General features: G+C 42.3%; 24 protein-coding genes. 10 read left to right on the forward strand and 14 right to left on the reverse strand.

Going from position 1 to position 23,609, the window contains the following annotated elements; genetic code table 11:
* Positions 1-86: 86 nt before the first annotated feature.
* Positions 87-332 (forward strand): hypothetical protein, encoded by a 246-nt coding sequence (locus AC1F2U_RS15195; protein WP_480261848.1) that lies wholly within the window; start codon positions 87-89, stop codon positions 330-332.
* Between the two features lie 87 nt (positions 333-419).
* Here AC1F2U_RS15195 and AC1F2U_RS15200 read toward each other — a convergent pair whose 3' ends face one another.
* The 4 genes from AC1F2U_RS15200 to AC1F2U_RS15215 are packed head-to-tail and all read right to left on the reverse strand — an operon-like array spanning position 420 to position 1,701.
* Positions 420-785, reverse strand: a complete 366-nt coding sequence (locus AC1F2U_RS15200) for a hypothetical protein (protein ID WP_480261849.1) — start codon at positions 783-785, stop codon at positions 420-422.
* Positions 779-1,186 carry a hypothetical protein gene (locus tag AC1F2U_RS15205; protein ID WP_480261850.1) on the reverse strand — a complete coding sequence of 136 codons (408 nt, stop codon included), beginning with the start codon at positions 1,184-1,186 and terminating at the stop codon, positions 779-781. The genes AC1F2U_RS15200 and AC1F2U_RS15205 overlap by 7 nt, the downstream gene beginning before the upstream one ends.
* Positions 1,167-1,430, reverse strand: coding sequence for a type II toxin-antitoxin system RelE family toxin (locus tag AC1F2U_RS15210; protein WP_480261851.1), 264 nt, complete (start codon positions 1,428-1,430; stop codon positions 1,167-1,169). Before AC1F2U_RS15210 ends, AC1F2U_RS15205 begins: the two co-directional genes overlap by 20 nt.
* Complete coding sequence (locus AC1F2U_RS15215; RefSeq protein WP_480261852.1) at positions 1,423-1,701, reverse strand: hypothetical protein; 279 nt, start codon at positions 1,699-1,701, stop codon at positions 1,423-1,425. The genes AC1F2U_RS15210 and AC1F2U_RS15215 overlap by 8 nt, the downstream gene beginning before the upstream one ends.
* Positions 1,702-2,001: 300 nt before the next feature.
* On the opposite strand from AC1F2U_RS15215, the gene AC1F2U_RS15220 reads away from it, so the two are divergent.
* Positions 2,002-2,631, forward strand: coding sequence for a transposase (locus tag AC1F2U_RS15220; RefSeq protein WP_480261853.1), 630 nt, complete (start codon positions 2,002-2,004; stop codon positions 2,629-2,631).
* 45 nt (positions 2,632-2,676) lie between these two features.
* On the opposite strand, the gene AC1F2U_RS15225 is transcribed toward AC1F2U_RS15220, so the two are convergent.
* Positions 2,677-4,191 carry a phenylacetate--CoA ligase family protein gene (locus AC1F2U_RS15225; RefSeq protein ID WP_480261854.1) on the reverse strand — a complete coding sequence of 505 codons (1,515 nt, stop codon included), beginning with the start codon at positions 4,189-4,191 and terminating at the stop codon, positions 2,677-2,679.
* A gap of 128 nt (positions 4,192-4,319) precedes the next feature.
* On the opposite strand from AC1F2U_RS15225, the gene AC1F2U_RS15230 reads away from it, so the two are divergent.
* Together AC1F2U_RS15230 and AC1F2U_RS15235 are read left to right on the forward strand one after the other, a co-directional pair.
* Entirely contained in the window at positions 4,320-6,020 is a 1,701-nt protein-coding gene (locus AC1F2U_RS15230) for a protein kinase domain-containing protein (RefSeq protein WP_480261855.1), read from the forward strand.
* A 51-nt stretch (positions 6,021-6,071) separates the two neighbouring features.
* Positions 6,072-8,252: a protein kinase domain-containing protein gene (locus tag AC1F2U_RS15235; protein WP_480261856.1), complete on the forward strand. Its 2,181-nt coding sequence runs from the start codon at positions 6,072-6,074 to the stop codon at positions 8,250-8,252.
* A gap of 306 nt (positions 8,253-8,558) precedes the next feature.
* Here the strand turns inward: AC1F2U_RS15235 and AC1F2U_RS15240 are convergent, their stop codons facing one another.
* Both AC1F2U_RS15240 and AC1F2U_RS15245 read right to left on the reverse strand, forming a co-directional pair.
* Positions 8,559-9,176, reverse strand: a complete 618-nt coding sequence (locus AC1F2U_RS15240) for an NUDIX hydrolase (protein ID WP_480261857.1) — start codon at positions 9,174-9,176, stop codon at positions 8,559-8,561.
* Between the two features lie 88 nt (positions 9,177-9,264).
* On the reverse strand, positions 9,265-10,467 hold the full coding sequence (locus tag AC1F2U_RS15245) for a phosphoglycerate kinase (protein WP_480261858.1): 1,203 nt from the start codon (positions 10,465-10,467) through the stop codon (positions 9,265-9,267).
* An 89-nt stretch (positions 10,468-10,556) separates the two neighbouring features.
* On the opposite strand from AC1F2U_RS15245, the gene AC1F2U_RS15250 reads away from it, so the two are divergent.
* Positions 10,557-10,967 carry a universal stress protein gene (locus tag AC1F2U_RS15250; RefSeq protein ID WP_194046578.1) on the forward strand — a complete coding sequence of 137 codons (411 nt, stop codon included), beginning with the start codon at positions 10,557-10,559 and terminating at the stop codon, positions 10,965-10,967.
* A 255-nt stretch (positions 10,968-11,222) separates the two neighbouring features.
* On the opposite strand, the gene AC1F2U_RS15255 is transcribed toward AC1F2U_RS15250, so the two are convergent.
* Positions 11,223-11,933: a GDYXXLXY domain-containing protein gene (locus tag AC1F2U_RS15255; protein WP_480261859.1), complete on the reverse strand. Its 711-nt coding sequence runs from the start codon at positions 11,931-11,933 to the stop codon at positions 11,223-11,225.
* A 177-nt stretch (positions 11,934-12,110) separates the two neighbouring features.
* Positions 12,111-13,529: a DUF2157 domain-containing protein gene (locus AC1F2U_RS15260; RefSeq protein ID WP_480261860.1), complete on the reverse strand. Its 1,419-nt coding sequence runs from the start codon at positions 13,527-13,529 to the stop codon at positions 12,111-12,113.
* A gap of 163 nt (positions 13,530-13,692) precedes the next feature.
* Here AC1F2U_RS15260 and AC1F2U_RS15265 point away from each other — a divergent pair, with 163 nt between their 5' ends.
* On the forward strand, positions 13,693-14,658 hold the full coding sequence (locus AC1F2U_RS15265) for an RsmB/NOP family class I SAM-dependent RNA methyltransferase (protein WP_480261861.1): 966 nt from the start codon (positions 13,693-13,695) through the stop codon (positions 14,656-14,658).
* Between the two features lie 25 nt (positions 14,659-14,683).
* Here the strand turns inward: AC1F2U_RS15265 and AC1F2U_RS15270 are convergent, their stop codons facing one another.
* The 3 genes from AC1F2U_RS15270 to AC1F2U_RS15280 form a co-directional block, all read right to left on the reverse strand.
* The gene (locus tag AC1F2U_RS15270) at positions 14,684-14,857 is read right to left on the reverse strand and encodes a hypothetical protein (protein ID WP_480261862.1); all 174 of its coding nucleotides are present in this window, start codon (positions 14,855-14,857) and stop codon (positions 14,684-14,686) included.
* Between the two features lie 89 nt (positions 14,858-14,946).
* Positions 14,947-15,273 carry a hypothetical protein gene (locus AC1F2U_RS15275; protein ID WP_480261863.1) on the reverse strand — a complete coding sequence of 109 codons (327 nt, stop codon included), beginning with the start codon at positions 15,271-15,273 and terminating at the stop codon, positions 14,947-14,949.
* Positions 15,274-15,525: 252 nt separating this feature from the next.
* Positions 15,526-15,771, reverse strand: a complete 246-nt coding sequence (locus tag AC1F2U_RS15280) for a hypothetical protein (protein ID WP_094352372.1) — start codon at positions 15,769-15,771, stop codon at positions 15,526-15,528.
* 229 nt (positions 15,772-16,000) lie between these two features.
* On the opposite strand from AC1F2U_RS15280, the gene AC1F2U_RS15285 reads away from it, so the two are divergent.
* Positions 16,001-17,977 carry an AMP-dependent synthetase/ligase gene (locus AC1F2U_RS15285; RefSeq protein WP_480261864.1) on the forward strand — a complete coding sequence of 659 codons (1,977 nt, stop codon included), beginning with the start codon at positions 16,001-16,003 and terminating at the stop codon, positions 17,975-17,977.
* 42 nt (positions 17,978-18,019) lie between these two features.
* Positions 18,020-18,469 carry a YlqD family protein gene (locus AC1F2U_RS15290; protein WP_012412623.1) on the forward strand — a complete coding sequence of 150 codons (450 nt, stop codon included), beginning with the start codon at positions 18,020-18,022 and terminating at the stop codon, positions 18,467-18,469.
* Between the two features lie 111 nt (positions 18,470-18,580).
* Here AC1F2U_RS15290 and AC1F2U_RS15295 read toward each other — a convergent pair whose 3' ends face one another.
* Positions 18,581-19,078 (reverse strand): hypothetical protein, encoded by a 498-nt coding sequence (locus tag AC1F2U_RS15295; RefSeq protein WP_480261865.1) that lies wholly within the window; start codon positions 19,076-19,078, stop codon positions 18,581-18,583.
* A gap of 538 nt (positions 19,079-19,616) precedes the next feature.
* Here AC1F2U_RS15295 and AC1F2U_RS15300 point away from each other — a divergent pair.
* Positions 19,617-20,918, forward strand: a complete 1,302-nt coding sequence (locus AC1F2U_RS15300; protein ID WP_480261866.1) for a dihydrolipoamide acetyltransferase family protein — start codon at positions 19,617-19,619, stop codon at positions 20,916-20,918.
* Between the two features lie 138 nt (positions 20,919-21,056).
* Entirely contained in the window at positions 21,057-21,962 is a 906-nt protein-coding gene (locus AC1F2U_RS15305) for an Rpn family recombination-promoting nuclease/putative transposase (protein ID WP_480261867.1), read from the forward strand.
* 174 nt (positions 21,963-22,136) lie between these two features.
* Here AC1F2U_RS15305 and AC1F2U_RS15310 read toward each other — a convergent pair whose 3' ends face one another.
* Positions 22,137-23,318 (reverse strand): RtcB family protein, encoded by a 1,182-nt coding sequence (locus AC1F2U_RS15310; RefSeq protein ID WP_334999190.1) that lies wholly within the window; start codon positions 23,316-23,318, stop codon positions 22,137-22,139.
* Positions 23,319-23,609: the final 291 nt, after the last annotated feature.

The raw sequence follows: 23,609 nt of genomic DNA on the forward strand, positions 1-23,609 counted from the left end.
ATATGATAACTATTTTTTATATAATTAGTATTACATAATACTTGCTTCTCTGTACTCATTTCTTGATGATATCTCCTGTATCACTAGTGGTTCGACCTTTTAGGAAAACTTTTTGGTTTACTGATTATCGTTCAATTCCTGGTTTTCAAGAATATATCATGATTGACCAGTATAGTTTTGCTGTCGAACAATTTATCAAGCAAACAAAAGGACAATGGATTTTTAAGGAATATGAAGGTGAAGATGCAGTTTTAGTCTTAGATTCTATCGAATTTCAAATTACCTTGCGTGATATTTATGAGCGAGTTGATTTTGAGTTGATTGAGGAATAAAACTGCGATCGTGTGATGCTTGCGGCGGGCTACGCCTACACTAAACATGGGCATCATTCACCGTGAATGATGCCTGCTTGTTGCTCATTACGCCGTCTGTGTAGCAGCCGCTTTTGAGTCTGCGGTGGATTTTAACCGGGCGATAGTGGCTTTACGAATGCGATCGCTTTTGCGTACTCCGCCTATCATCTCGTATTCCCGGCTGTCTTTGCCATACTTCAAGACTACACCACTGACTAAGCGCTCTGAAGTTTCGCGGATAGTCTTTTCAAGGGTTTCTATTTGTTCCTTTGCAGTGTCAATGGCAGTTAGCATCATATTATACTGGTCAATCTGGTTGCGGAGTTGCCCGGTTAACTCGGTTAAATGGTTTAAGCTGATCGAATCACCAAAGTCGAGGCTGGAATTAATCGATTTAAATCCTATTACTCTCTGTTCGGTTTTTTCTAGCACGGTAGAGTTTCTTTTTTGGCGTTGAGCGATTTGATAATTGCTACAAAGTTATCTGGAAGTGCGCCCAAAGTATGCCCTATCCAGCTTTTTATCAAGCTTGGCATCAACAAGAGAAAGTGAAAGATGGAGAGTAGGAAAGAAAAATACTTCCTCCAGCCAAAACATAAGCGAAATGTAGAAGCAGCAATCCCTTGTAAAGACGCGATTCGTGCTGTATCGTAAGCGTCTCGTAAATCTATCGCGTCGGATCTTTCCGCAATCCAGGGAATGCGATCGCACCTAGTAAAACAGACATTGTAAACAGAATGGCAATGCGTAGGCGTAGCCCGCCGCAGGCATCGTTTTTGCGATCGCCGCAATGAATTGATTAAGCGATCGCCTTTACGGTTTATATACCTCACTGCGATGAGCGATTGCCACAACAAGTACTTGCACAACTTCATCGTCTATAGAATAAATGACCCTGTAATCCCCGATTCGGTAGCGATAGTAACCTGCATAATCTCCCTTCAGGACTTTAATGTTGGGGTGCGATCGAGGAGTTTGTTCTAGCTGCTGCAAACATCGGGCAATTTTCTTAGCAAAAGCTTTGTCAGCATTGACATAAACTTCTTGGACATCGGGATGAAGAATAACTTCATACATCAGAGCGAAGAGTTCTCCAAGCGGTGTATTGGGCTTTAGGCGTTACTTGATTTTGCTTAACTCGCTCTAACAATCCAGGAATTGCCAAAAGTTCTTGGGTTGCAGTTTCGCTTTCAGCATTTGCCAAATAAGCAGCAAAATCAGTCAGCACCCGTAATCGCTCTGGAGATAGTTGCTGGAGTAAGTCATTAAGCTGTTGCTGTAACTCTGCGACAGAGATCAAATCTGCTGATGATCCATCATCCATCGGAGAATTATCGGTAGTATTCATTGCCTACTTCATAATTTCAAGGTTTAGTTTTTATTATGCATCAAATCTTCCAGGTGCTTTGGTTATCTTAGGGGAAACTGTGGCAAAGGCGATCGCCCCTAGTGAAACAGATATTGTAAACAGAATGGGAATGCGATCGCAAAAACGATCGCGCCCCTTGTAGAGACGCGATTCATCGCGTCTTCTTCCTTATTTCCCATCATTTACATAGCACAAATAATTCCGAGTTTTTTGGGTTGGCAATTACATCAATGCAAAGCAATAATTGCATAAATTTTTGTATCAATCAAAGATGTAATCATGAATCATTCCGATCCTCAACCAGAAAACAACAAACCTAAATACAAAGGTAAATATCGAATTGATTCAACACGTTTACCAGCATGGAGTTATGCTAGCAATGCTGGATATTTCGTTACCATTTGCACCGACAGTAAAAAATGCTTTTTTGGTGAGGTTGTGCAAGGAGAAATGCAGCGATCGCTAATTGGAGAAATTGCTCATAAATTGTGGTGCGAGATTCCTAATCATTTTTCTAATTGCCAGATAGATTCGTTTTGCGTCATGCCTAATCATATTCATGGGATTTTGGTTATTAATCAAACACGAGAAGACGCGATGAATCGACGAACACGGGAAGAAGACGCGATTCATCGCGTCTCTACAAGGGGGAACGATCAACGGGGTGGGGTTACTGGGTTATTTAATCCGATGTTGTCTAACAATTCCCTTTCTAAAATTATTAGGTGGTACAAAGGACGATGTACATTTGAAATTAATCAAATATATGAAGGTTTTGGATGGCAAGAAAGGTTTCATGACAACATAATTCGCGATCAATTTGCCCTCGATCAAATTAGACAATATATTATCAATAACCCAATCAATTGGGAACGCGATCGCGAACAACCACCCCATTCCCCCTTGTAGAGACGCGATTCATCGCGTCTTCTTCCTGATTCATCATCGCATTTTTTATTGACGCGTATAACGATGTTTCACACCAATTGGGAAATATTCAAAATCACCCATTGGCGCTAATGTAACTTGTGGTGTTTGATATTCTGCGGGAACATAATTAGCAAACTCGCTATTGAGACGTAGCAATTGTGAAAGAATAGAAGATGCGATCGCATCTCTTCGATCTTCACTATCCTCTACCCCTGTTCCTAACTCCACAACCACAGATAAAAATCGATTCTTATCTGCATCTTCCTTCACCTGCAACACAAATTTACCCGTCACCCATTCTTGAATTCCTGGTTGTTCTAATCCCACCGTCACATTTTCGGGATAAATATTTGCACCAAAGTAAGAAACTGTAAAATTAGAACGACCGAAGACATAAACAAAAGGTAGCTGATGAATACCTCTAGGTGATTCTTGAGCGTCAGAACGAAGATTTTCAAGCGGGTTAAATCCCCATTCTGCTAAAAATTGCAGCATGGCATCATAACTAATTATCCCGCCAGTATCTAAAATGTCATAACGCACTAAGGGAATACCGTTATCTCCCGAAAACAGCAATCCGCCATCTTGAACTTCAAAAAAGCGAGTGAAGGGATCGTATTGTACTAATGTGGGTAAACGCGATTCCCCAAATAAAGCTCTAGCTGCATCGGGATTTATTGCCAAAAAACGGCGAATACAGATACTTAACGGTGTTTCATTACCCAAAACTCCCGCATCCGCAGTGCCGTAAAGTGATGCAAAATCATAACAAGGATTTCGCGAACCAACTCGTTCGCCAACCAAACTCCGCCATTCTTCACTAAAGACTTCTCCCGCCATCACTAATTTAATCTGATATTGCTGCCACTCCACACCACGAGCGATACCAGTATCAATCACATCTTTCAAAAATGGCGGGTATCCTAGTAACACCACTTGTTCAAAACTTGAACCTAATTCCTGCACAACTCGCAATATTTCTTCTTTGTTGTTACCAGGAGTAATTACAGTGATGGGATAACCTTTGCTAGCAAGATAACGACAGCAATTAGTAGTAAACATTCCACCTACCCAAGTGCCTAAAGTGAAACAAATCACTGCTAAGGTACGTCTGCTATCTGTATAGAAACTATCGTGAAAAATCTGTTCAAAGCGTGTGGCGATTTGGAGTTCATCTGTGAAAAAACGAGGCCAAAATGTCGGTTTACCACTAGAACCTGATGAAGCAGCTATCATGTCGCACTCTTGGAGTTGTCCGTTGTGACACAAGTCAGCTAACGGATAACGCAGTATATAATTTTGTTTAGCGATCGCTGGTAGTTTCTGAAACTCCTCTAAGGTTTGAATAGTGGCGGGATCAATTTCCCTTTCTGCTAAAAAAGCCTTGTAGGCAGGTACATTAGCCGCTACATCGTGAAATAAACTCAAAGCTGCCGAAGTTTGAGTGTTGAGATGCCTTTGCAGTATCGTTTCTAGGGGGGTAGACAAAAAATTTTCAAATGCTTTAATTACTTGCTGCTGTCTTGATTTTGGGTTCATGACACTTATTGTTTATCCTGAAAAGAAAATCAACACCGTTAAAATAATTCTTAATTCGTAGAATATCCGAAAATGAGGGTATGCGCGTTGTAGTCATTCAATAAAACCTTAATTTATCCTTCAGCACCATGCAGCTCTATTGCAGTAAACAACACACAAATAATGGTAGTAACCGCTTTTGCACCCATTGTGGTGAACCATTACCTCTTGCTGTGGGACAGGTTGTGGATAATCGCTATCAAATTATTCGTCATCTAGGACAAGGCGGCTTTGGACGCACCTATTTGGCGGAAGATATCAATAAATCCCATCAAACCTGTGTGCTGAAGGAATTTGCGCCCCAAGTACAAGAAAATCAAGATTTACAAAAAGCTAAAGAGTTATTTGAGAGAGAAGCGAATGTCCTAAAAAAACTCCAGCATCCACAGATTCCGCGTTTTCACGCCTCGCTACAAGTGAAGATAGGCACTAAAGATTTTTTCTTTTTAGTGCAAGATTATGTGGATGGTGACAATTACTACCAGTTATTAGAACAGCGTGAAACTCAAGGAAAAATCTTTAGTGAAGAGGAAGTAATCACCCTCCTACAACAGATTTTACCTGTGTTATCCTACATCCACTCACGAGATGTAATTCACCGTGATATCTCTCCCGATAATCTAATCTGGCGGCGTTCTGATAATCTACCAGTGCTGATTGATTTTGGTGGCGTTAAACAATTGCCAGCTTCTCAAGGTTTTTGGCGCACCAAGTTGGTTGGAAATAACACTCTGTTAGGTAAAAAGGGCTACGCTCCAGAAGAACAGCTACGGCAGGGAAAAGCATTTTTTAGTAGTGATTTATACTCTTTGGCGGTGACAACATTAGTGTTGCTCACAGGTCAAGAACCGCAGAAACTATACGATAGTTATCAGGGAATTTGGGGATGGGGAAAGGAAATCCGAGTTAGTCCTCAACTGGAAACAGTGTTAAAAAAGATGCTGGCTTATCGACCGAGCGATCGCTACCAACGAGCCGAGCAAATCCTCAGAGATTTACCATCGCCAACTGCAACTAAATCTTCAGGCAATTATATTACCACCAAGATCAAGACGATGGTAGTTGCTCCGGGAAGACAACGCGCCAGTGCTGTTATGAGCAGATTTCAGAGGCAAACACAAGCAATTGCTAAACCGGCATCTTTCCCTGTTTGGATTCGCCCTTTTGTGATGAGTCTAGGGGGGACGGCTTTAGTTGTCTTAACTGGCGCTGGTGCATGGGCGGTAGTAAATGCAGTGATTAAGAGTGTAACTTCAATTACTATCCCGTCAATTTCATTACCGCAAATTCCCCAGTTTCCCAATCCCAGCGGTAAACCAGCAGGCGACAAAGGAAAAAATAGCGACCTCCAGAAAATTATCAGTCGTCGTCAAGAGTTAGAAATTACTGAAGGATTTTTTATTCGCACAGTAGACGATTTATTTTATACAAAAAAACCAGAATTAAAGGGACGTAGCCTGACATCTAAACCTGAAGATGCTGGTTTACGAGATGAATGGTCTGATATTGCCGATAATTTATTGGATAAACTAGAACAGGCTGACCTCAGTACAGCAGCTCGTCGGAAATTGGGGAATTATAGTCAAAAAGATTACGATACATGGAGACAACAAGCGCGATCGGGGCAGTTTGGCAACTATACAATCGATCAATTGACTAAAGACACCAATGAAAAATTCGATCGCTTGTTTCCCGATCGCGATCGTAAGAAACTCAATCAACAGACTTTCGGTCAAATTTGGTATGCGATCGCAGCCGATCGAGTCAGTAAACTACAATCTGGCAAATAAGGCGACTGGGGAAGAGTAACTTAATAACAAATGACAAATGACAAATGACAAATGACAAAAATATATTGTTCTAAAGGACATGAAAATTCCCCAGGTAGTCGCTTTTGTCTCCAGTGTGGCGAAAATTTGTTGGATACGCCCATGAGTTATAGTATCCAACCAGGAATGACTTTAGGCGATCGCTATGCGATCGTGCGTCAAATTGGCCAAGGTGGCTTCGGACGCACTTATTTAGCTGAAGATGTCAATCGTTTCCGCGAACTTTGCGTTTTAAAAGAATTTTCCCCCCAAGTTCAAACCGCTTACGTTGTCCAAAAAGCTGAAGAACTGTTCGAGAGAGAAGCGAGTGTTCTTTATAAACTGCAACATCCCCAAATTCCCCGCTTCCGGGAACTGCTGCGGCTGAATTTAGGGGGCAAAGAATATCTATTTTTGGTGCAAGATTATGTAGAAGGGGAAACTTACAATTCTTTGTTAAATACCCGGATACAACAGGGTTTGCGCTTTACAGAGGCGGAAATACGCCAATTGTTCCAGCAAATTTTACCAGTGTTGGAATACATTCACTCACTAGGAGTAATTCATCGAGATATTTCTCCAGATAATTTAATGCTTCGGACTGTTGATAAACTGCCAGTTTTAATTGATTTTGGTGGTGTAAAACAAGTAGTAGCAACTGTGGCTTCCGAATATTACCAACCCGGTATGGTTGCACCTCCGCCAGCACCAACCTTATTAGGCAAAATCGGATTTGCACCTCCAGAACAAATGCAAACTGGGTTAGTATCTCCCCACAGCGACTTGTATGCTTTAGCAGCAACAATGTTGGTTTTACTGACAGGAAAACAACCCCAAGAATTAATTGATACCTATACTCTCAGTTGGCAATGGCGACGGGAAGTTAATCTGAGTCAAAATTTGGCACAGGTATTAGATAAAATGCTATCTGCCAGACCAAGCGATCGCTATCAATCAGCCCGTCAAGTACTCCAAGCCCTCAACTCACCGCCAGCGAACTATCCGCCAACTCAATATCCCACTCCACCACAACCCACATCCGCCACCGTCGCCGTCTCTCCACCTCCCCCACCTTCGCCAACCCCTGCATATCCCTCATATCCCTCATCTTCCCCCTCTTCCTCCTGGTGGACGCCAACAAAAACCTTCCTGGTGGCGGCGCTAGTTGCTGGTAGTGTGGGATTAATTTGGTGGGGATTGAATGGCAGACGAGATGTCGGGCAAGTCGATCCTAATCCTACAGCCAGCCCCATTCCAACTAGCGAACAACCAACCGATCCTTTAGCGCAATATTCGCCAGCAGAACGAGAACGCAAAGAAAGATTAAGCGATCGCCGCCAACAGTTGGGTATTGACTCTAACTTTTATGTAAACTTGGTGAATCAAGTTTTTTGGGATAGAAATCCCAGTTTACGGGGACGCACTCTCAGCAATGGCCCTGAAGATGAGAGTTTGCGCGCAGAGTGGGATAAAACAGCTTCAGAATTACTAGAAAAGCTTGCACCACTGAGTAATAATGCCCGCCAAAAGCTGGGAACTTATACAACTGCTGAACGCGATCGCTGGAAAGCGGAAGTCAACAAAATCAACGTTGGTAGCCGTTCTTTGTATGATTTGGGAGATACTGCATTCTTAAGTGTATTTCCTGAGCAGCGGGGTAAAAGTTTCCAAGGTCAGCCCATTGGACAAGTTTGGTATGGATTTGTTAGCGATCGACTCAGTGCAATCCTTGGCGGTAACGCTTTCCAAAAGCTTGTCTTCGATCCGGGGGCTACTGGCAAAACAGTCAGCGGTACTCTGCAACCTGGTGGTGGTAAGGTATTCATTGCTGGACTTGCCAAAGAGCAATCTCTGGACTTGAAGCTAGAAGCAAATTCCCAAGTCTTGTTATCAGTCTATTCACCCTCTGGCAAAATTCGATTTTTAGAAGATTCTACCAAGCGTAGTTTGTCAACTAAATTACCAGAAAATGGATTTTATGAGTTTGTCGTAGTTTCCACAGCAACGAAACCAGTAGATTATCAACTCACTATTACAGCCGAAAATCCCACCGCTCCCCCATTACCAATACCAACGCCCACGGAAACATCCACGTCGACACCAATTCCCACGCCAACGCCGACACCTACGCCGACACCTACTCCCACGCCTACTGAAACCTCCACACCTGAACCTGAACCTACACCAATACCAACTCCTGAGACAACGCCTTAGTACCGCAAGGCGGAATTAAAAATTAAAAATTAAAAATTAAAAATGTTGGGGAAAGGTTAAAGGTTAAGGGAAAATTCCATACCTTTACCCTTTCCCCCACAATGCCAAAAAGTTTATTGTAGTAGTGTCTTTCAATCTGTCTGCACTACACCTAAACCTTTCTTGAGCAATAGTGAAACTCAACAAAATCAAGGATTATTGGTGTTGGGTTTCGTTCATCAACCCAACCTACGCATAGATTTATAAAAACTTATTACTACAAATGTTTCTAATTTTTATCTCGTGAGAGCCATAAATAAAACAGCGCTAATCAAAGTCTGTCGGTAAATCTGGTTGGCGATAATGTTGAAAAAGTCGATTGATTTGTGCTGGTGTCACACGTCCCAGAGAAAGTTCTGGTAACGCACCTTCAGGGAAAAAACCTACTTCTTCAGTTTCAATACTTGATGATGGAGAACCACCAATAAGTTCGCAGTGAAAAAACAACTTGTAGACATAAAAGGGTAATGGTGGATGTCCTTGTTTGTTTCTGTCATAGACTGCTAGAAGTTTGATAGCGCGTGCTTGATATCCAGATTCTTCATATATTTCTTTCACAACTGCCTCACTGGAAGACTCGCCAACATCAGCCCATCCACCAGGTAAAGTCCAGCAACCGTCTACTCGCTCCTTGACTAACAATATAGTATCGTCACGAAAAATTGCTCCTCGCACATCAATTTTGGGAGTTGCATATCCGAGTTCACGGCTAAATAAATCGAGGACATAGCTATGTTCTACATTTGAGTAACTCGCCATGATTTCTGTGGCGATCGCTCGTAATTGTTTGTAACGTTCGATATCAAAAGGGTTTTCAGAATAAGTCAAACCATTTTGAGCGATCGCTTGTAACTTCTGTGCCCATTCCAGCCATTTGGTTTCCACAGTTTTTTCTCCTATCTCACACTAGAGGCGCACATCTGTGCGCCCCTAACGATGGTTTAATTACCTGAAAATTGCTGTAACGTCTGTATTACGCATCATCTAAAGCTGCAATTCCAGGCAATACCTTGCCTTCAAGTAACTCCAAGCTAGCGCCGCCGCCGGTGGAGATGTGGCTCATTTGATCGGCTAAACCAACCTTTTCCACAGCCGCTACCGAGTCACCGCCGCCGATAATGGTAGTTGTGCCAGTTTTACCGATTTCGGCAAGAGTATGAGCGATCGCTTCCGTACCTTTGGCAAACTTATCAAACTCAAACACACCCATCGGCCCGTTCCAAATTACCGTTTTGGTATCTGCAAGGGCTTCTTGGAAAAATTTCACCGAGTCTGGCCCAATATCCAAACCCATCCAACCATCGGGGATATTCTCAATACTAACGGTTTGAGAATTGGCATCAGGAGCAAAGTTATCTGCCAATATCACATCTGTGGGAAGCAATAAAGCAACGCCACGTTCTTTAGCCTTAGCTTCCAAAGACTTAGCTAGTTCCAGCTTGTCTTCTTCCACCAAAGACTTACCAACATTCAAACCACGGGCTTTGTAGAAAGTGAAAATCATCCCACCGCCAATGATCAGCTTGTCGCACTTCTCTAGCAATGTTTCAATTACGCCAATTTTGCTAGAAACTTTGGAACCGCCAATAATTGCCGCCAAAGGACGTTGGGGATTTTCAATGGCGTTTTGCAGATATTGCAATTCCTTCTCAACCAAATATCCAGCCACAGAAGGACTGAGGAATTTAGTCACACCTTCAGTAGAAGCATGGGCGCGGTGTGCAGTACCAAAAGCATCATTTACATAAAAATCAGCATTAGCCGCCAATTTTTGCGCAAATTCTGAGTCGTTTTTCTCTTCTTCTTTGTAAAAACGGACATTTTCGAGTAACAGCACTTGGCCATTTTGCAACGCGCCAACTTTAGCTGCAACTTCATCGCCAATGGAATCATCAGTTTTAATGACTTCTTGCCCCAGTAACTCAGACAGACGCTTGGCAACGGGAGTTAGGCGTAATTTGTCATCCACACCCTTGGGACGGCCAAAATGGCTGGCGAGAATGACCTTAGCTCCCTTCTGCGTCAAATCTTGGATGGTTGGTAGAGCGGCGCGAATGCGAGTATCGTCAGTAATGTTGCCTTGGTCGTCCACAGGCACATTAAAGTCAACCCGCACTAAGGCACGTTTCCCAGAGATATCAGCCGAAGATAAACTTGCTAAACTTTTTTTGGACACACCAAACTCTCCTGATTGCCTTTTTGTTATTGTTTTGAAAGTAGAACCATCAAGATTTTACCGGAGTCAGGGGTACCCAAGTGACAGATATATTTAAGACGGTATTATTTCCTATCGATCAAAGCCGGGAAACGCGGGAAGCTGCTGATGTTGTCACCAACGTAGTCAAAAAGTACAGCAGTCGCTTAGTGCTGCTGTCTGTGGTTGAAGAACCACCAAAAGACGCGCCTAGTGCCGACGATCCGATGGTGTCACCAGAGGTAGTTGCGAAACTGCTGGAAAATGCCCAATCTTTATTTTCTGGGCAAGGAATTCAATCTGAAACCTTAGAAAGGCAAGGCAAACCAGCTTTTACGATCTGCGATGTCGCTGATGAAATCGGGGCAGATTTAATTATCATGGGCTGTCGGGGGCTAGGCTTGACTGAAGAGGGAGCGGATGATAGCGTTACCACTCGCGTGATTAACCTTTCCCCTTGCCCAGTGTTGATTGTGCCTTAGCAGTGTGTTGCTCAATACTAGTTGTAGTGCGATCGCCAGTCTAAAAGTTTGATTTGTCCCCTTGCAATGCACCCTCTATACATTAGTACAATTACCTTAACCTCTCACAAATGGTGCTAGATCATGGCATCAACATTTACTTGTCTGTTTGTCATTTATAAATAAAAATGACAAACAGAAAATTCTGAGCGCCGGAAGTCAGTGCTCAGAATTTTGAAGACAAACCTTGCATCTTTACACGCTTTGCCTAACAGCTTAAAAACGATAGTTGCGATCGCGCACCCACATACTCAGTGGTACTGCTTTTCCTTGTGGATCTACTTTCGCCTTGACCACAATAGGTGGTACTTGTCCTCTGCGGGCGCGTTGGGCTTGTAAATCGTTCCGAATCTGCTGCCGTTGGTTTTCTGGGATGTAATATGTTTCCAAGCCGTAGTTAACGGAACCATCCTGATAAACACCTTTTAAGGCTACTTGGTTAGCTCTAAGAGTTGTGGGGCGATCGCTACTGACTCGTAACGGTCTCCAAGCTCTAGGAACACCGCGACCAGAAGATAATTGCTCTTGCAAAGTCACGTAAATATTGGTTCCTTCAGGCAATCTTCTGCCACTTCCACGACCTCTGCTGACTAATGTTTGCCAGCCAGGTAGTCTGCTCAAATTTGAGGTACGGGATATATTGTAATCTAAGGCTAAGGTGTTACCTTCGATCGCATTGTTAGGGTCTACAGGTACGGTTTGTAAAATCACCGTCTTACCTGTCACATCTGTATAAACTGCTTGGGCTGGTACTGCCATAATTAGCCCTGTTTGCAGCGCAAGGGGAGCAAGTAACCGCCAAAAAGGTAAAGGCTTATTCGATTTTTGTTCAGTAGCAATCAAGTAATCCCGAAAAGTCACCTTATTGGAAAATTCGGCTTCAGGAGACAAGGGTTTATTCTTAGATTCAGAAGAAGTATTAGTCATGAGCGTAGTCCTAAAAAGCAGAGGTCTTGAAGAGGTTAAAAGTAACGAGATTAGGACTAACGCAGAGAAACTTTAAAAACTTTGACGCACAGAGATTTCAGAATTTTGGATTTTAGATTTTAGATTTTAGATTTTTTATTCAATCCAAAATTTAAAATTCAAAATCTAAAATTTGCACTACTTTTTACTTGTAGAGCTACCACCAGGTAAGCGGCGTTCAAACCAGAGTCCAGCGCTAATTAAAGCAGAACCGCACAGGACATAGACTAGCGACTTAAAAAGTAAGTCGGTGTCGTACTCCTGCACGCGACTGATAATTTGCAGTGTTACTAACAGCATACCGCCCCAAAAGGAACTTCTGTTGCTTAATTTCAATCCTTCTTGAATTAGTCCCCAGGCTAATGTTGCAAGAAGTACATTGAAAATAAAAATGCCAAGTTCATCAATCCGGCTGATAGTTTGATGCCAAAAAGGTACTATTGCAATAAAGACAAGAAATGTACTAATGACAGCAGTTGTGAAAATCACTTCGCGGCGCGGAGGATTATTTCTTTGGCGCAGTAGAAACAACCATTGTAAAACCGCCAAGCCGCTGAGAATCCCCAAATCGATAATCGGCAGGGACTCGAATAAGTTTGTCAAATTCGTTGGCTGATTATAACTATAATTTGGAGATTCCCAGACCCAACGAAAAGACAAAACGTAAAAGACGATGCCAAAGCTTAACAACGCTAAATTACGTGCTAGAGATTGAAACAATCTGTAATTTATGCTTGGAAAGAGTAAATCATCATAACTCCAGAATAATGCAGGTGGCAGTGCAAAAGCAAAAGATGCCACCCAAGGGGCTATATCAGCATAATTTAGCAGTGGCAGTGGATTAAGGTTAGCTTGTAAGGAACTAGCAAAAACAAAGGCTGCTAGACCAAAAATCCAACGGGATCTACAGAAGTAGGCTAAGGGTACAAATACCAACCATGCCAACAAAGGCAGATGCTGCACTACTAGCCGCGACCAAGTTAACTCACCTGAAGCGTACCATAAGTCTTCTAGTCCAGTCCAGTAGCCGATTTCCACAAGGACAATTGACAGAATTCCTAAAGAATTTAAGGACAAACTAAAGGCCATAACTACAACACCGAATCCCCAAGCGAGAAACAGTTGAGAAACTGAACCGATGATATTGAACATCTGGGCCATCAGCAGTAAATTTGCACCGAAGATGAAGGCGCTTAAAATTAGCAACCCCTCTCCTAGTAAGCGTTTGCTTCGTTCTGGCTTCTTTCCTTCAGGTGGCCTCCAGGTGTAAAATCCAGTGATGGCGATCGCAAAAAACAAACTCATCATCAGAATAATTTTGATTTCTCGCGATCCTCCCTGCCAGTTTCCTGATACAAAGGTAATTATGCCTAAGCATAAAAGTATGCTACCGATAGCGATCGCGATCGCTTTATTGCGATCGCGTGCAGCAGCTTCCAGGTTTTTAAATTGATAACGTTCTGCTATCTGCTCATACTGCGAAGAACTAATTAATCCTTCATCCCTCCATAGTTGTGCTTGTTTGCGTAATTTTTCCTGAAAACTATCTAAAAACATGACCTTCTCCGGTGCAGTGGGGTAGCTTGGCCATTGCGTTCCCAATGGCGGTCATTATATTTTGAGTATGAAGCCAAAAGCCTTAATTACATTGTTCTTGTGTAACAGTTTGATTTTGATTTAGATACAACTTACTTCTATTAATTCCTAATTCATAATCTTGATGGAAAAACCTTCTAATTTATTACTTAAAGTCTCGCGGCGTTTGTTCGCTAATCTAGACGAGCAAGAAAAATTTATCGAGGCTTTAATGAATCCTCAGCCTTTTTCACCTAGTATTCTTTGGTGTCAAGAAAAGCCAGATATTGCACCTTTAGCAGTGGAAACACCAACCTCTTGGCAACCACAATTTATAGACCGCTTATCTCTGGGAGAGAAACCTGGTAAGCATCCCTTGCATGAAAAAGGATATTTCTATTGTTTAGATTTTTCTTCAGTGTTTGCAGCTACTACTTTGTTAGCTATTCCTGAGTCAGTGCGTTTAGTTTTTGATATGTGTGCCGCACCGGGAGGTAAAAGTATCTTCGCTTGGAGAGCTTTAAAACCTGAATTGCTCATCAGCAATGAAGTAATTGGCAAACGTCTAGGAATGCTAATTTCTAATTTGAAGCGTTGCCAGATTAGCCCTAGCGCGGTGGTTAATCGAGATTCGAGCATATTTGCCGAAATGTTTCCCGGCTCTAGCAATCTAGTCATAGTAGATGCTCCGTGTACTGGACAATCTTTACTTGCCAAAGGTGAAAAAGCACCCGGATGTTTTCACCCAACTGCTATTAATAAGAGCGCAAATCGGCAAAAGCGTATTATAGCTAACTCAGCTAAAATTGTTTCACCACAAGGCTATCTTGCTTATATGACTTGCACATATTCGCCCGAAGAAAATGAGCAAGTTTGTGAATGGTTTTTGGAACGCTTTCCCCAGTTTAAAGCGATAGAAATTAGTAATTTAGCCAAATATCAATCGCATTTAACTACGATGCCTTGTTATCGCATATTTCCTCAAGATAGGTTAGGTGCTGGTGCATTTACAGTCCTGTTTAGAAATACTAATGCGGATGAAGATGAGCCTAAAGAAGTAGATTTAAATACAATTTCTTCGCTGTATATCTACCAAAATTTGAAAAATTAAAATTATATGACGTGCGTATAATTAGTTATGACTTAGTAGGGGAACTATATTTGATTAATCGTAACCCTTCTAGTCTGAGAACTTCAGGATAGAGAGCTTTGTAAATATTGCAATTTGGAGATTGAATATCGTAACGACCTGTAGCTTTAAATGTTGCTAGAGAACGACCAACAAACTCTAATTTATTTAGTTCATACATAATAGACTCCTATTTAATTGTTAGTTATTTTGAATGGTTTCATCAAGCTTCTGAATTAAATATCTATAAGGTGTGTCATTATATTAAAATTAATGATTTATAGTATTAAGTTCGCTTTCTACTCGCTCTAGCTCTTGTAAGATGCTATCAATTTGGCGTTGGATGATATTGCGATCGCTCGCACTAAGTGTATAGTTGAGTTGATTGTAAGCCACCTCATAATCACTACTAAGAACGTCAAAGCGTTGTTGCAAAGTTTTGATTTTGAGTTGTTGAACTCTACTAGGAATATTCTGGATATGTGCATGGGATGAAATAGGCAAACCGATTTCATCCCATGCTTCAATCAATACATCCGCAGGAATCATGAAAGCAGTTTTGATATCTTCTCGCCGCTTCTCTGCCGCTACTGCCATCCCAACCACTCCTATAAGAGTTTCATCCCATATCGGCGCACCACTAAAACCCGGTTCTATACAGAGATAAGTTTAACTATGAATCTGGACGAAGTTTAGGAATCCTTGCAGGAGTTACAAACAAAAATATCCCCAACTTTTTCAAGAAGTCAGGGATTTCAAGCTCTCGAAACGAGAATGAATATGTGTTGAAGAATTAATTGAATTGCTGGTTTTCGGAAGTACCGACGAATTTTTCTGACAAACAGTCCATCAATTCGGAGAACAGTTGGCACAAAAATCAGGACTGAATTTACAGTATTGGCTACCTGTCAATTGGTAAGCTGTACAATAAGGAAAACTTGTAAGTTCAATTTTGGCTGCTTGTAATTTGGAACCATTCGCCAATGTTTCAGTAAGTTTGGTTTTATCAGCCAAAAGAATAGCTAAAATCTTCGGTAACGCTATGCAAGCAGCAATATTGAGCAACGTTAGCATTATGCCGTCGATAAAATTCATAGGTAATCATCTCCTGTGAAACATAGGCGATCGCTGTTCTAAGATGCAAACACAATCATTGCTTGCACTCTATGTAAATTAACTTTAACATAAATTTTTGTAAATATAAACGTGGAATTCCTGGAATGATCGTACACAGAAGGGTATGTGGATAATAAGGATGGTTATTGTAGCGGAATAACAAAATAAGCTGGAAAATAATCAGTTTAAAATCTTTAAGTAAGGTGTTATGTCAACAACCCAAACCGCGTCTTCTTTTTTATCTAACATCAGCGAGCGAGAACGGCAAGCATTAAAGCGGTTGGTAGATTACACAAATGTGGAATCGCTACCAGAAATTTGGCCTTTGGCAGCTCAACGATTTGGTGATATTGTTGCTCTCCGCAATCCTCACGCTAAACCAGAAGTGGCGATTACTTATACCCAGTTGGCAGAGCAAATGCAATTATTTGCTGCTGGGTTACAAGCGTTGGGAGTAAAAGTAGGCGATCGCATTTCCCTAATTGCTGACAACAGTCCTCGGTGGTTTATTGCCGATCAAGGCATCATGACTGCTGGAGGCGTTGATGCGGTGCGTAGTTCCCAAGCCGAAAAAGAAGAACTGCTGTTTATTATCGCGAATAGCGGCAGTACAGCGATCGTCGTTGAAGATTTAAAAACACTTAAAAAACTCCAAGATCGCCTCAAAGATTTACCAATTCAAGTGTTAATCTTACTTTCCGATGAAGCACCACCAACAGACGAAACCCTAAAGGTACTCAACTTTTCACAGTTGCTCGAAATCGGTAAAAATCATAATTTTGTGCCAGTCAAGCAAAATCGTGACGCTCTAGCAACCCTAATTTATACCTCTGGTACTACGGGTAAACCCAAGGGTGTAATGCTCTCTTATAACAATTTGATGCACCAAGTGATAAGTTTTGGGACAGTATTACAACCAAATGCGGGTGATATCGTTCTCAGTATTTTGCCTTCGTGGCACAGCTACGAACGAACTGTTGAATATTACCTACTATCTCAAGGTTGTACGCAAGTTTATACCAACTTGCGCTCTGTAAAAGGGGATTTGAGACAATTTAAACCCAATTACATGGTCGGTGTACCCCGCCTGTGGGAATCGATTTATGAAGGAGTGCAAAAGCAGTTCCGCGAACAACCAGCCAACAAGCAACGCCTAATTAGATTTTTATTGGGCATTAGCGACAAATATATCAAAGCCCAGCGAACTGCTCAGGGATTGGATTTAAATAATCTTCATGCTTCAGCCGCCGAACGATTAGCAGCTAAGATCCAAGCATCAGCTTTATTACCCCTCCATGCCTTGGGAGAACGACTGGTTTACGCCAAAGTTCGGGAAGCCACAGGGGGACAAGTTAAGCAGATGATTAGCGGCGGCGGTGCGCTTCCCAGACACATAGATAATTTCTTTGAAATTATTGGCGTGCAGATTTTGCAAGGCTACGGCTTGACAGAAACTTCTCCTGTCACCCATGTACGGCGTCCTTGGCGGAATTTGATTGGTGCATCAGGGCTACCACTCCCGGCTACAGAAGCTAAAATCGTCGATCCTGAGACAAAAGCGCCTTTACCAATAGAGAAGCGAGGCTTAGTATTGTTGAGGGGCCCGCAAATTATGCAAGGCTATTACCAAAATCCCGAAGCGACAGCGAAAGCAATTGACGCGGAAGGTTGGTTTGATAGCGGCGATTTGGGTTGGCTGACACCACAAGACGATTTAGTGCTGACTGGCAGGGCTAAAGATACGATTGTATTGACTAACGGGGAAAACATCGAGCCACAGCCGATTGAAGATGCGTGTTTGCGATCGCCATACATCGATCAAATTATGCTCATCGGCCAAGATCGGCGCAGCCTGGGAGCCTTAATTGTCCCCAACGTCGAAGCCTTAGAAAAATGGGCAGCAAGTCAAAATCTAACGCTGGATACGCTGGGCGATCGAGTGACTTCCTCAGATAGTCAAAAAATTGACTTCGAGAGTAAAATGATCCAGGATTTATTTCGCCAAGAATTGAATCGGGAAGTCCAAAATCGTCCAGGCTATCGACCGGATGACCGCATCGGAACGTTTAAACTCATCCTGGAACCGTTTTCTATCGAAAATGGCTTGATGACACAAACACTAAAAGTTCGCCGACATGTCGTCACGGAACGCTATCGCGATATTATTGACGGCATGTTTGCCTGATCATTCCACCTGCTAACTGTAAAGAGTGAACGTGAAATATTTATGGATGTCTCCAAATCTAATTTGCTTCTGAAACGCGTCGTTAACGTCAAAGTCATTGTGACTCCCCTCTGGAAAGAGGAAGTACAACAGCAGCTGCAAACCCAGATCAATCAACTCGATCAGCAACTGCAACAGCTAGACGTTGAAGGACAAAGAGCGATCGCCGCAATTCAAAAGCAGAGTCTACAACCACCTGGTCCCCAGACTCTCCAACAAATTGACAATATCCAACTCCAAGTCAATCAAAAGAAAAGTGAATTTTTAGAGCAGAAAAATCAGTTGCTGCAAAACCTCCAGCAAGTGCAGTTTCTCCAGCAAGATCAGGAAGTCAACCAATTCCAAATGGAAGGCTTTTTCCGGGTAGAAATCGGTGATAACCTGATTAGCAAAATGCAAGTCGAAATCGTTCTGCGCGATGGCGTTGTAGAAGAAATTCGCGGGGACATTTAAATTTGTCATTTGTCATTTGTCATTTGTCTGTTGTCATTTGCCCTTTGTCCTTTGTCATTTATTTTGTAACCAATGACTAATGACTAATGACTAATGACCAATGACCAATGACTAATGACAGATGTGATTTAACTTAGTGTTAGTGTGAGAGCGGCTCCCAGCCCAACATTCCACCTGGGAGCCAGCCCAAACGATTTGCCACACTGGAGGTGAGCTAATAAAAAGCGATCGCCCAAAGGTTGTCATCTCCGCTCGATATTTAACCGTCCCAACTGAATTATTACTCCGCTTGATTTGCGTAATCGTCACTAACGCCTGATTTGGTTGGGGATAAACTACATCTATCTTTCGCGTTCCTCCCACTGCTATCTCCTCAAAGGCATTCAGGGCAAGGGTAGTAGGATTACTGCCTTGGAGAGATGAGTTAAGTTTTTCTAAAGGTATGGTTTGATAATCGGAACGCTCTGAAAATGCTGCAACTTCCTGAGACTGATGTATTGCTCCCATCTGCTGGGTTTGCTCATCACTAGTCTCAACTATCGGTGCAGATTGCTGGTGCTGGATAAAATAAACTCCAGTACCAGCCGTCGCAGAGATACTTAGTATCACAATCAAAAAGAATTTCAGCTTTGCCGACATAAAAGTAAACAGGAATTTCAAATAGGTTTATTACCAATTTTGAATTCTAGATTGAACTACATCCTACATCCTCTATCCGTGAGAAGCTCTTGTATCTTAAGTAGTGGTTATGAGAAATATTAAATAGCAATCTCATTTAATCTTTGAGAAACTCGTGCTGGTTTTTGCAAGTCAATGACTAAAACTAGATTGAGATATTGGCTAACCATTTAGGATAGTTCTGTATTATAGACCTCTAAGTTATATTTAGGTTCCTAGAGTCATTAGTGATTAGTGAATAATCTAATGCCCCTCAAGAGTGCTGAGTGCCCAGTTCTGAGTGAGGAATCTCACTTCCTTACTCAGCACTCGGAACTTGAAACGGGCTAAACGCCCCGCTGACGCTAACGGAACTGTTTTGCCCAATGCCCAACTAAAATATAAACAGTCTAAAACTCTCCCATCAAGATACAATTCGATCTGACAAAAACTGTTAAAGTCCATAAACCATTGATTTCCAAACCGCCCTATGAGCATTCACGAAGTATTTATGCCGGCGCTGAGTTCCACCATGACGGAAGGCAAAATCGTCTCCTGGGTGAAATCGCCAGGGGACAAAGTGGAAAAAGGCGAAACAGTGGTGGTTGTAGAGTCAGATAAGGCAGATATGGATGTAGAAACCTTCTATGAAGGATTTCTTGCCCATATCATAGTTGAAGCTGGTGAAACTGCCCCGGTAGGATCTGCGATCGCCTTCATCGCTGAAACGGAAGCTGAAATTGAACAGGCGAAATCTCTTGCCAATTCTGGCGGCGCGGCTGCTACTCCTACCTCTTCCCCGGAACCAGTTGCTGCCACAGCCTCAGCCGCAACACCTGCCTTAGCGTCTCAAAACGGGTCTAACCACAAAGAAGGAAGGCTTGTAGCTTCACCCCGTGCCCGCAAGTTAGCCAAAGAACTCAAAGTTGATTTAACTACACTCCAAGGTAGTGGCCCCCACGGTCGCATCGTCGCTGAAGATGTAGAAGCATTGTCTAATAAAGGCAAGCAACCTGCACCTGCCCCAGTTGCTCCACCAGCACCCGTACCAACCAGCGCCCCAGTTGCACCCCCAGCACCTCGCACACCAGCACCTGCACCCGTGGCAGCGGCTGTTCCTGGTCAAACCGTACCTTTAACTACCTTCCAAAATGCCGTAGTGCGGAACATGGTAGCTACCATATCCGTGCCCGTCTTCCGTGTCGGTTATACAATTACCACCGATGGATTAGACAAACTTTATAAACAAATTAAATCCAAAGGCGTGACAATGACAGCGCTACTGGCGAAAGCTGTAGCAGTGACATTGCAAAAACACCCATTGTTAAATGCTAGCTACTCAGACCAGGGTATTGTTTATCATTCTGATATCAACATTTCCGTAGCAGTAGCGATGGATGATGGCGGATTGATTACACCTGTGCTGCAAAATGCAGACGCAGTGGATATATATTCTCTGTCGCGTACTTGGAAGTCTTTGGTAGAACGTGCCAGGGCAAAACAACTACAGCCTCAAGAATACAACAGTGGTACTTTTACCCTGTCCAATTTGGGGATGTTTGGCGTGGATAAATTTGATGCGATTTTGCCGCCTGGACAAGGTTCAATTTTAGCGATCGGGGCATCTCGTCCGCAAGTAGTAGCAACACCCGACGGTTTATTTGGCGTGCGTCAACAAATGCAAGTCAATATTACCTCTGACCACCGGATTATTTATGGTGCCCATGCTGCGGCGTTCTTGCAAGATTTAGCAAAATTGATTGAGACAAATCCTCAATCTTTGACACTGTAGTTTTGAAAAAACACCAAATTTAAATGTTAGCGCTATGAGCGAACAGCAGTTTTTCGTAGAGTAGCGCTAACAACAAACAATACTTGCACTTCAATACTACAAATATTTAATTGATTTACGCCTAGCTATTTATCACGAGTGACATACGACAACACCCTAAAATATCTAGTTGAGCAGTATCCAGAAGATTTTATCCGCTACTTACTTGCATCTGAGGCAACGGATATCCAGATTCTCAAAACAGAATTAAATCAAGAACCAATTCGTGCCGATTCAGTAACCTTTTTGCAAACTGCCAATCAAATACTGCATTTAGAGTTTCAAACCTTACCAGCATCGACTCCACCTTTGCCACTACGGATGCTGGACTATTGGGTGCGGCTATATCGACAATACAATTGCGATATCGAGCAGATAGTAATTTTTCTTAAACCGACAACTTCAGAAGCTGTCTTTGTAGATCAATTTACTGCCCGCAATACTACCCACCGTTACCGCATCATCCGAATTTGGGAACAAGATCCAGAACCTTTATTGTTATCTCCTGGTTTATTACCTCTGGCAACTTTGGCGCGAACAGATTCTCCTCAAAGCTTACTCCAACAGGTAGCAGTTCAGGTGAGTATGATTGAAGAAGAAGCCACCAAGCAGAGTATCTCGGTATGTACCCAACTTCTAGCAGGGTTGGTATTCGAGCCAGAACTAATTCGTCAGTTTTTGAGGAGAGAAGATATGAGAGAATCTGCCATTTATCAAGAAATTCTTGAAGAAGGACTGCAAGAAGGTAGACAACGAGGCATTGAACAAGGAATTGAACAAGGAATTGAACAAGGTCTTGAGCAAGGAAGACAATCAGAACTAAGGCTAGTGATACGTCTATTAACTCGTCGGCTTGGTTCAATTAATTCTCAGTTGCAATCTCGGTTGCAAGAGTTGTCCTTGGCTCAGTTAGAAAACTTGGGTGAAGTATTACTAGATTTCGCCAGTGAGGCTGATTTGATGAATTGGCTTAATACAATAGAAAATTATCTCTACATTAAGTAAGAATTGGGCAGTTTTAGTCATTAATTTATTTTCGCTAACGCTAGCAGATAGCTCTATTTATTCAGTCGATTCACTTAAAACAATCATTTATGCCTCAGCGTACCTCTGCGCTTACCTCAGCGTCCCTTTACGTTTAAAAAAATAAAAAAGGTGGGCATTACCCACCCTAGAAACTTATCCCTTCACACAAAGAACTTGCTTGAGTGTTGCTACAACCTCAACCAAATCTGCTTGATTTGCCATAACTTGTTCTATCGGCTTGTAAGCACCAGGAATCTCATCTAACACACCTTCATCTTTGCGGCATTCCACGCCATTTGTTTGCTCGATCAAATCATCCAGTGTATAGACATTTTTTGCCTTATTTCTAGACATCAAACGCCCTGCACCGTGAGAGCAAGAACAAAAACTATGAGCATTACCTTTACCTTTGACGATGAAAGACTTTGCCCCCATCGAACCAGGAATAATCCCATAATCTTCAGTCTGGGCGCGGACTGCACCTTTACGAGTAACGTAAACATCCTCGTCAAAATGCACTTCTTTTTCGGCGTAATTGTGATGACAATTAACCTGCAATAAAGGTTTAGTTGCCTTCCCACCTGCGAGATGCTTCTCAACTATGTGCTTAAAACGCGCCATCATCACATCGCGATTGACACGCGCATAGTTTTGTGACCATTGTAAGTCGTGCCAATATGCCTGGAATTCTGGCGTACCAGCGACAAAGTGAGCCAAATCTGGGTCAGGTAATTTATTACCTGCCATTTTTGCTAATTCCCTGGCTGTATGAATATGGCACTGAGCGAGTTTATTGCCAATGTTACGCGAACCAGAATGCAGCATCAGCCAAACTTGATTCTCTGTATCGAGGCACACTTCAATAAAGTGATTTCCTCCACCCAGAGAACCCATCTGTTTCATTGCTTTACCTTGTAGGTCTTGCACGCCGCGATGCAAGTCTTTAAAATCATCCCAGTGCTGCCAATTGCTAACAGATTTTTCAACGTCTTTATTTTCGTTGAATCCAGTCGGAATTGCTGCTTCAATATCCAGGCGGATTTTCTTCAGTTTACCTTCTAGTTGTTCGGCGGTAAATGCTGTTTTGATAGCGCTCATACCGCAACCAATATCCACACCGACAGCGGCTGGGATAATTGCCTCTTTGGTTGCAATTACAGAACCCACTAAAGCACCTTTTCCTAAGTGAACGTCTGGCATTAATGCCACGTGCTTAAATACAAATGGTAATGATGCCACATTCTTGGCCATCTTGGTTTCTTCTGGGCCCAAAGAGTGATTTGCCCAAGATAAGACGGGTGCTGGTGTGGTAATTTCTAACTTTTCGTAGGGCATAATCGTTTCTATTTTGAAGTTTAAATTTTAGATTTTCGATTGGGTATGGGGCAGTAATAATTATCGGTATGATTTATAACCCATTACCTAATTAGTTGTAGCAATTTAAATGTTGTATTGTCTTTCATTTGGCTCCCTCAATTTTCGTGAAGCTGAAGAACTACTTTTAGGAGTTACATTTTTATACTACAAATGTAACAAAATAAATTACAAGCGTCAACCTATCACCACAGAGAGAAAGCAGATGTTTGCCAGATGTATTAAAATTTGTAAAGAAAATCACTTTCTTTA

The sequence above is a fragment of the Nostoc sp. LEGE 12454 genome, from assembly GCF_056620565.1.

What these genes read in the sequence shown, in the direction of transcription:
- AC1F2U_RS15210 (WP_480261851.1), bottom strand. Translation starts at nt 1,430, where the DNA reads ATGTATGAAGTTATTCTTCATCCCGATGTCCAAGAAGTTTATGTCAAT.
- AC1F2U_RS15215 (WP_480261852.1), bottom strand. Translation starts at nt 1,701, where the DNA reads ATGAATACTACCGATAATTCTCCGATGGATGATGGATCATCAGCAGAT.
- AC1F2U_RS15220 (WP_480261853.1), top strand. Translation starts at nt 2,002, where the DNA reads ATGAATCATTCCGATCCTCAACCAGAAAACAACAAACCTAAATACAAA.
- AC1F2U_RS15225 (WP_480261854.1), bottom strand. Translation starts at nt 4,191, where the DNA reads ATGAACCCAAAATCAAGACAGCAGCAAGTAATTAAAGCATTTGAAAAT.
- AC1F2U_RS15230 (WP_480261855.1), top strand. Translation starts at nt 4,320, where the DNA reads ATGCAGCTCTATTGCAGTAAACAACACACAAATAATGGTAGTAACCGC.
- AC1F2U_RS15235 (WP_480261856.1), top strand. Translation starts at nt 6,072, where the DNA reads ATGACAAAAATATATTGTTCTAAAGGACATGAAAATTCCCCAGGTAGT.
- AC1F2U_RS15255 (WP_480261859.1), bottom strand. Translation starts at nt 11,933, where the DNA reads ATGACTAATACTTCTTCTGAATCTAAGAATAAACCCTTGTCTCCTGAA.
- AC1F2U_RS15260 (WP_480261860.1), bottom strand. Translation starts at nt 13,529, where the DNA reads ATGTTTTTAGATAGTTTTCAGGAAAAATTACGCAAACAAGCACAACTA.
- AC1F2U_RS15265 (WP_480261861.1), top strand. Translation starts at nt 13,693, where the DNA reads ATGGAAAAACCTTCTAATTTATTACTTAAAGTCTCGCGGCGTTTGTTC.
- AC1F2U_RS15270 (WP_480261862.1), bottom strand. Translation starts at nt 14,857, where the DNA reads ATGTATGAACTAAATAAATTAGAGTTTGTTGGTCGTTCTCTAGCAACA.
- AC1F2U_RS15275 (WP_480261863.1), bottom strand. Translation starts at nt 15,273, where the DNA reads ATGGCAGTAGCGGCAGAGAAGCGGCGAGAAGATATCAAAACTGCTTTC.
- AC1F2U_RS15280 (WP_094352372.1), bottom strand. Translation starts at nt 15,771, where the DNA reads ATGAATTTTATCGACGGCATAATGCTAACGTTGCTCAATATTGCTGCT.
- AC1F2U_RS15285 (WP_480261864.1), top strand. Translation starts at nt 16,001, where the DNA reads ATGTCAACAACCCAAACCGCGTCTTCTTTTTTATCTAACATCAGCGAG.
- AC1F2U_RS15290 (WP_012412623.1), top strand. Translation starts at nt 18,020, where the DNA reads ATGGATGTCTCCAAATCTAATTTGCTTCTGAAACGCGTCGTTAACGTC.
- AC1F2U_RS15300 (WP_480261866.1), top strand. Translation starts at nt 19,617, where the DNA reads ATGAGCATTCACGAAGTATTTATGCCGGCGCTGAGTTCCACCATGACG.
- AC1F2U_RS15310 (WP_334999190.1), bottom strand. Translation starts at nt 23,318, where the DNA reads ATGCCCTACGAAAAGTTAGAAATTACCACACCAGCACCCGTCTTATCT.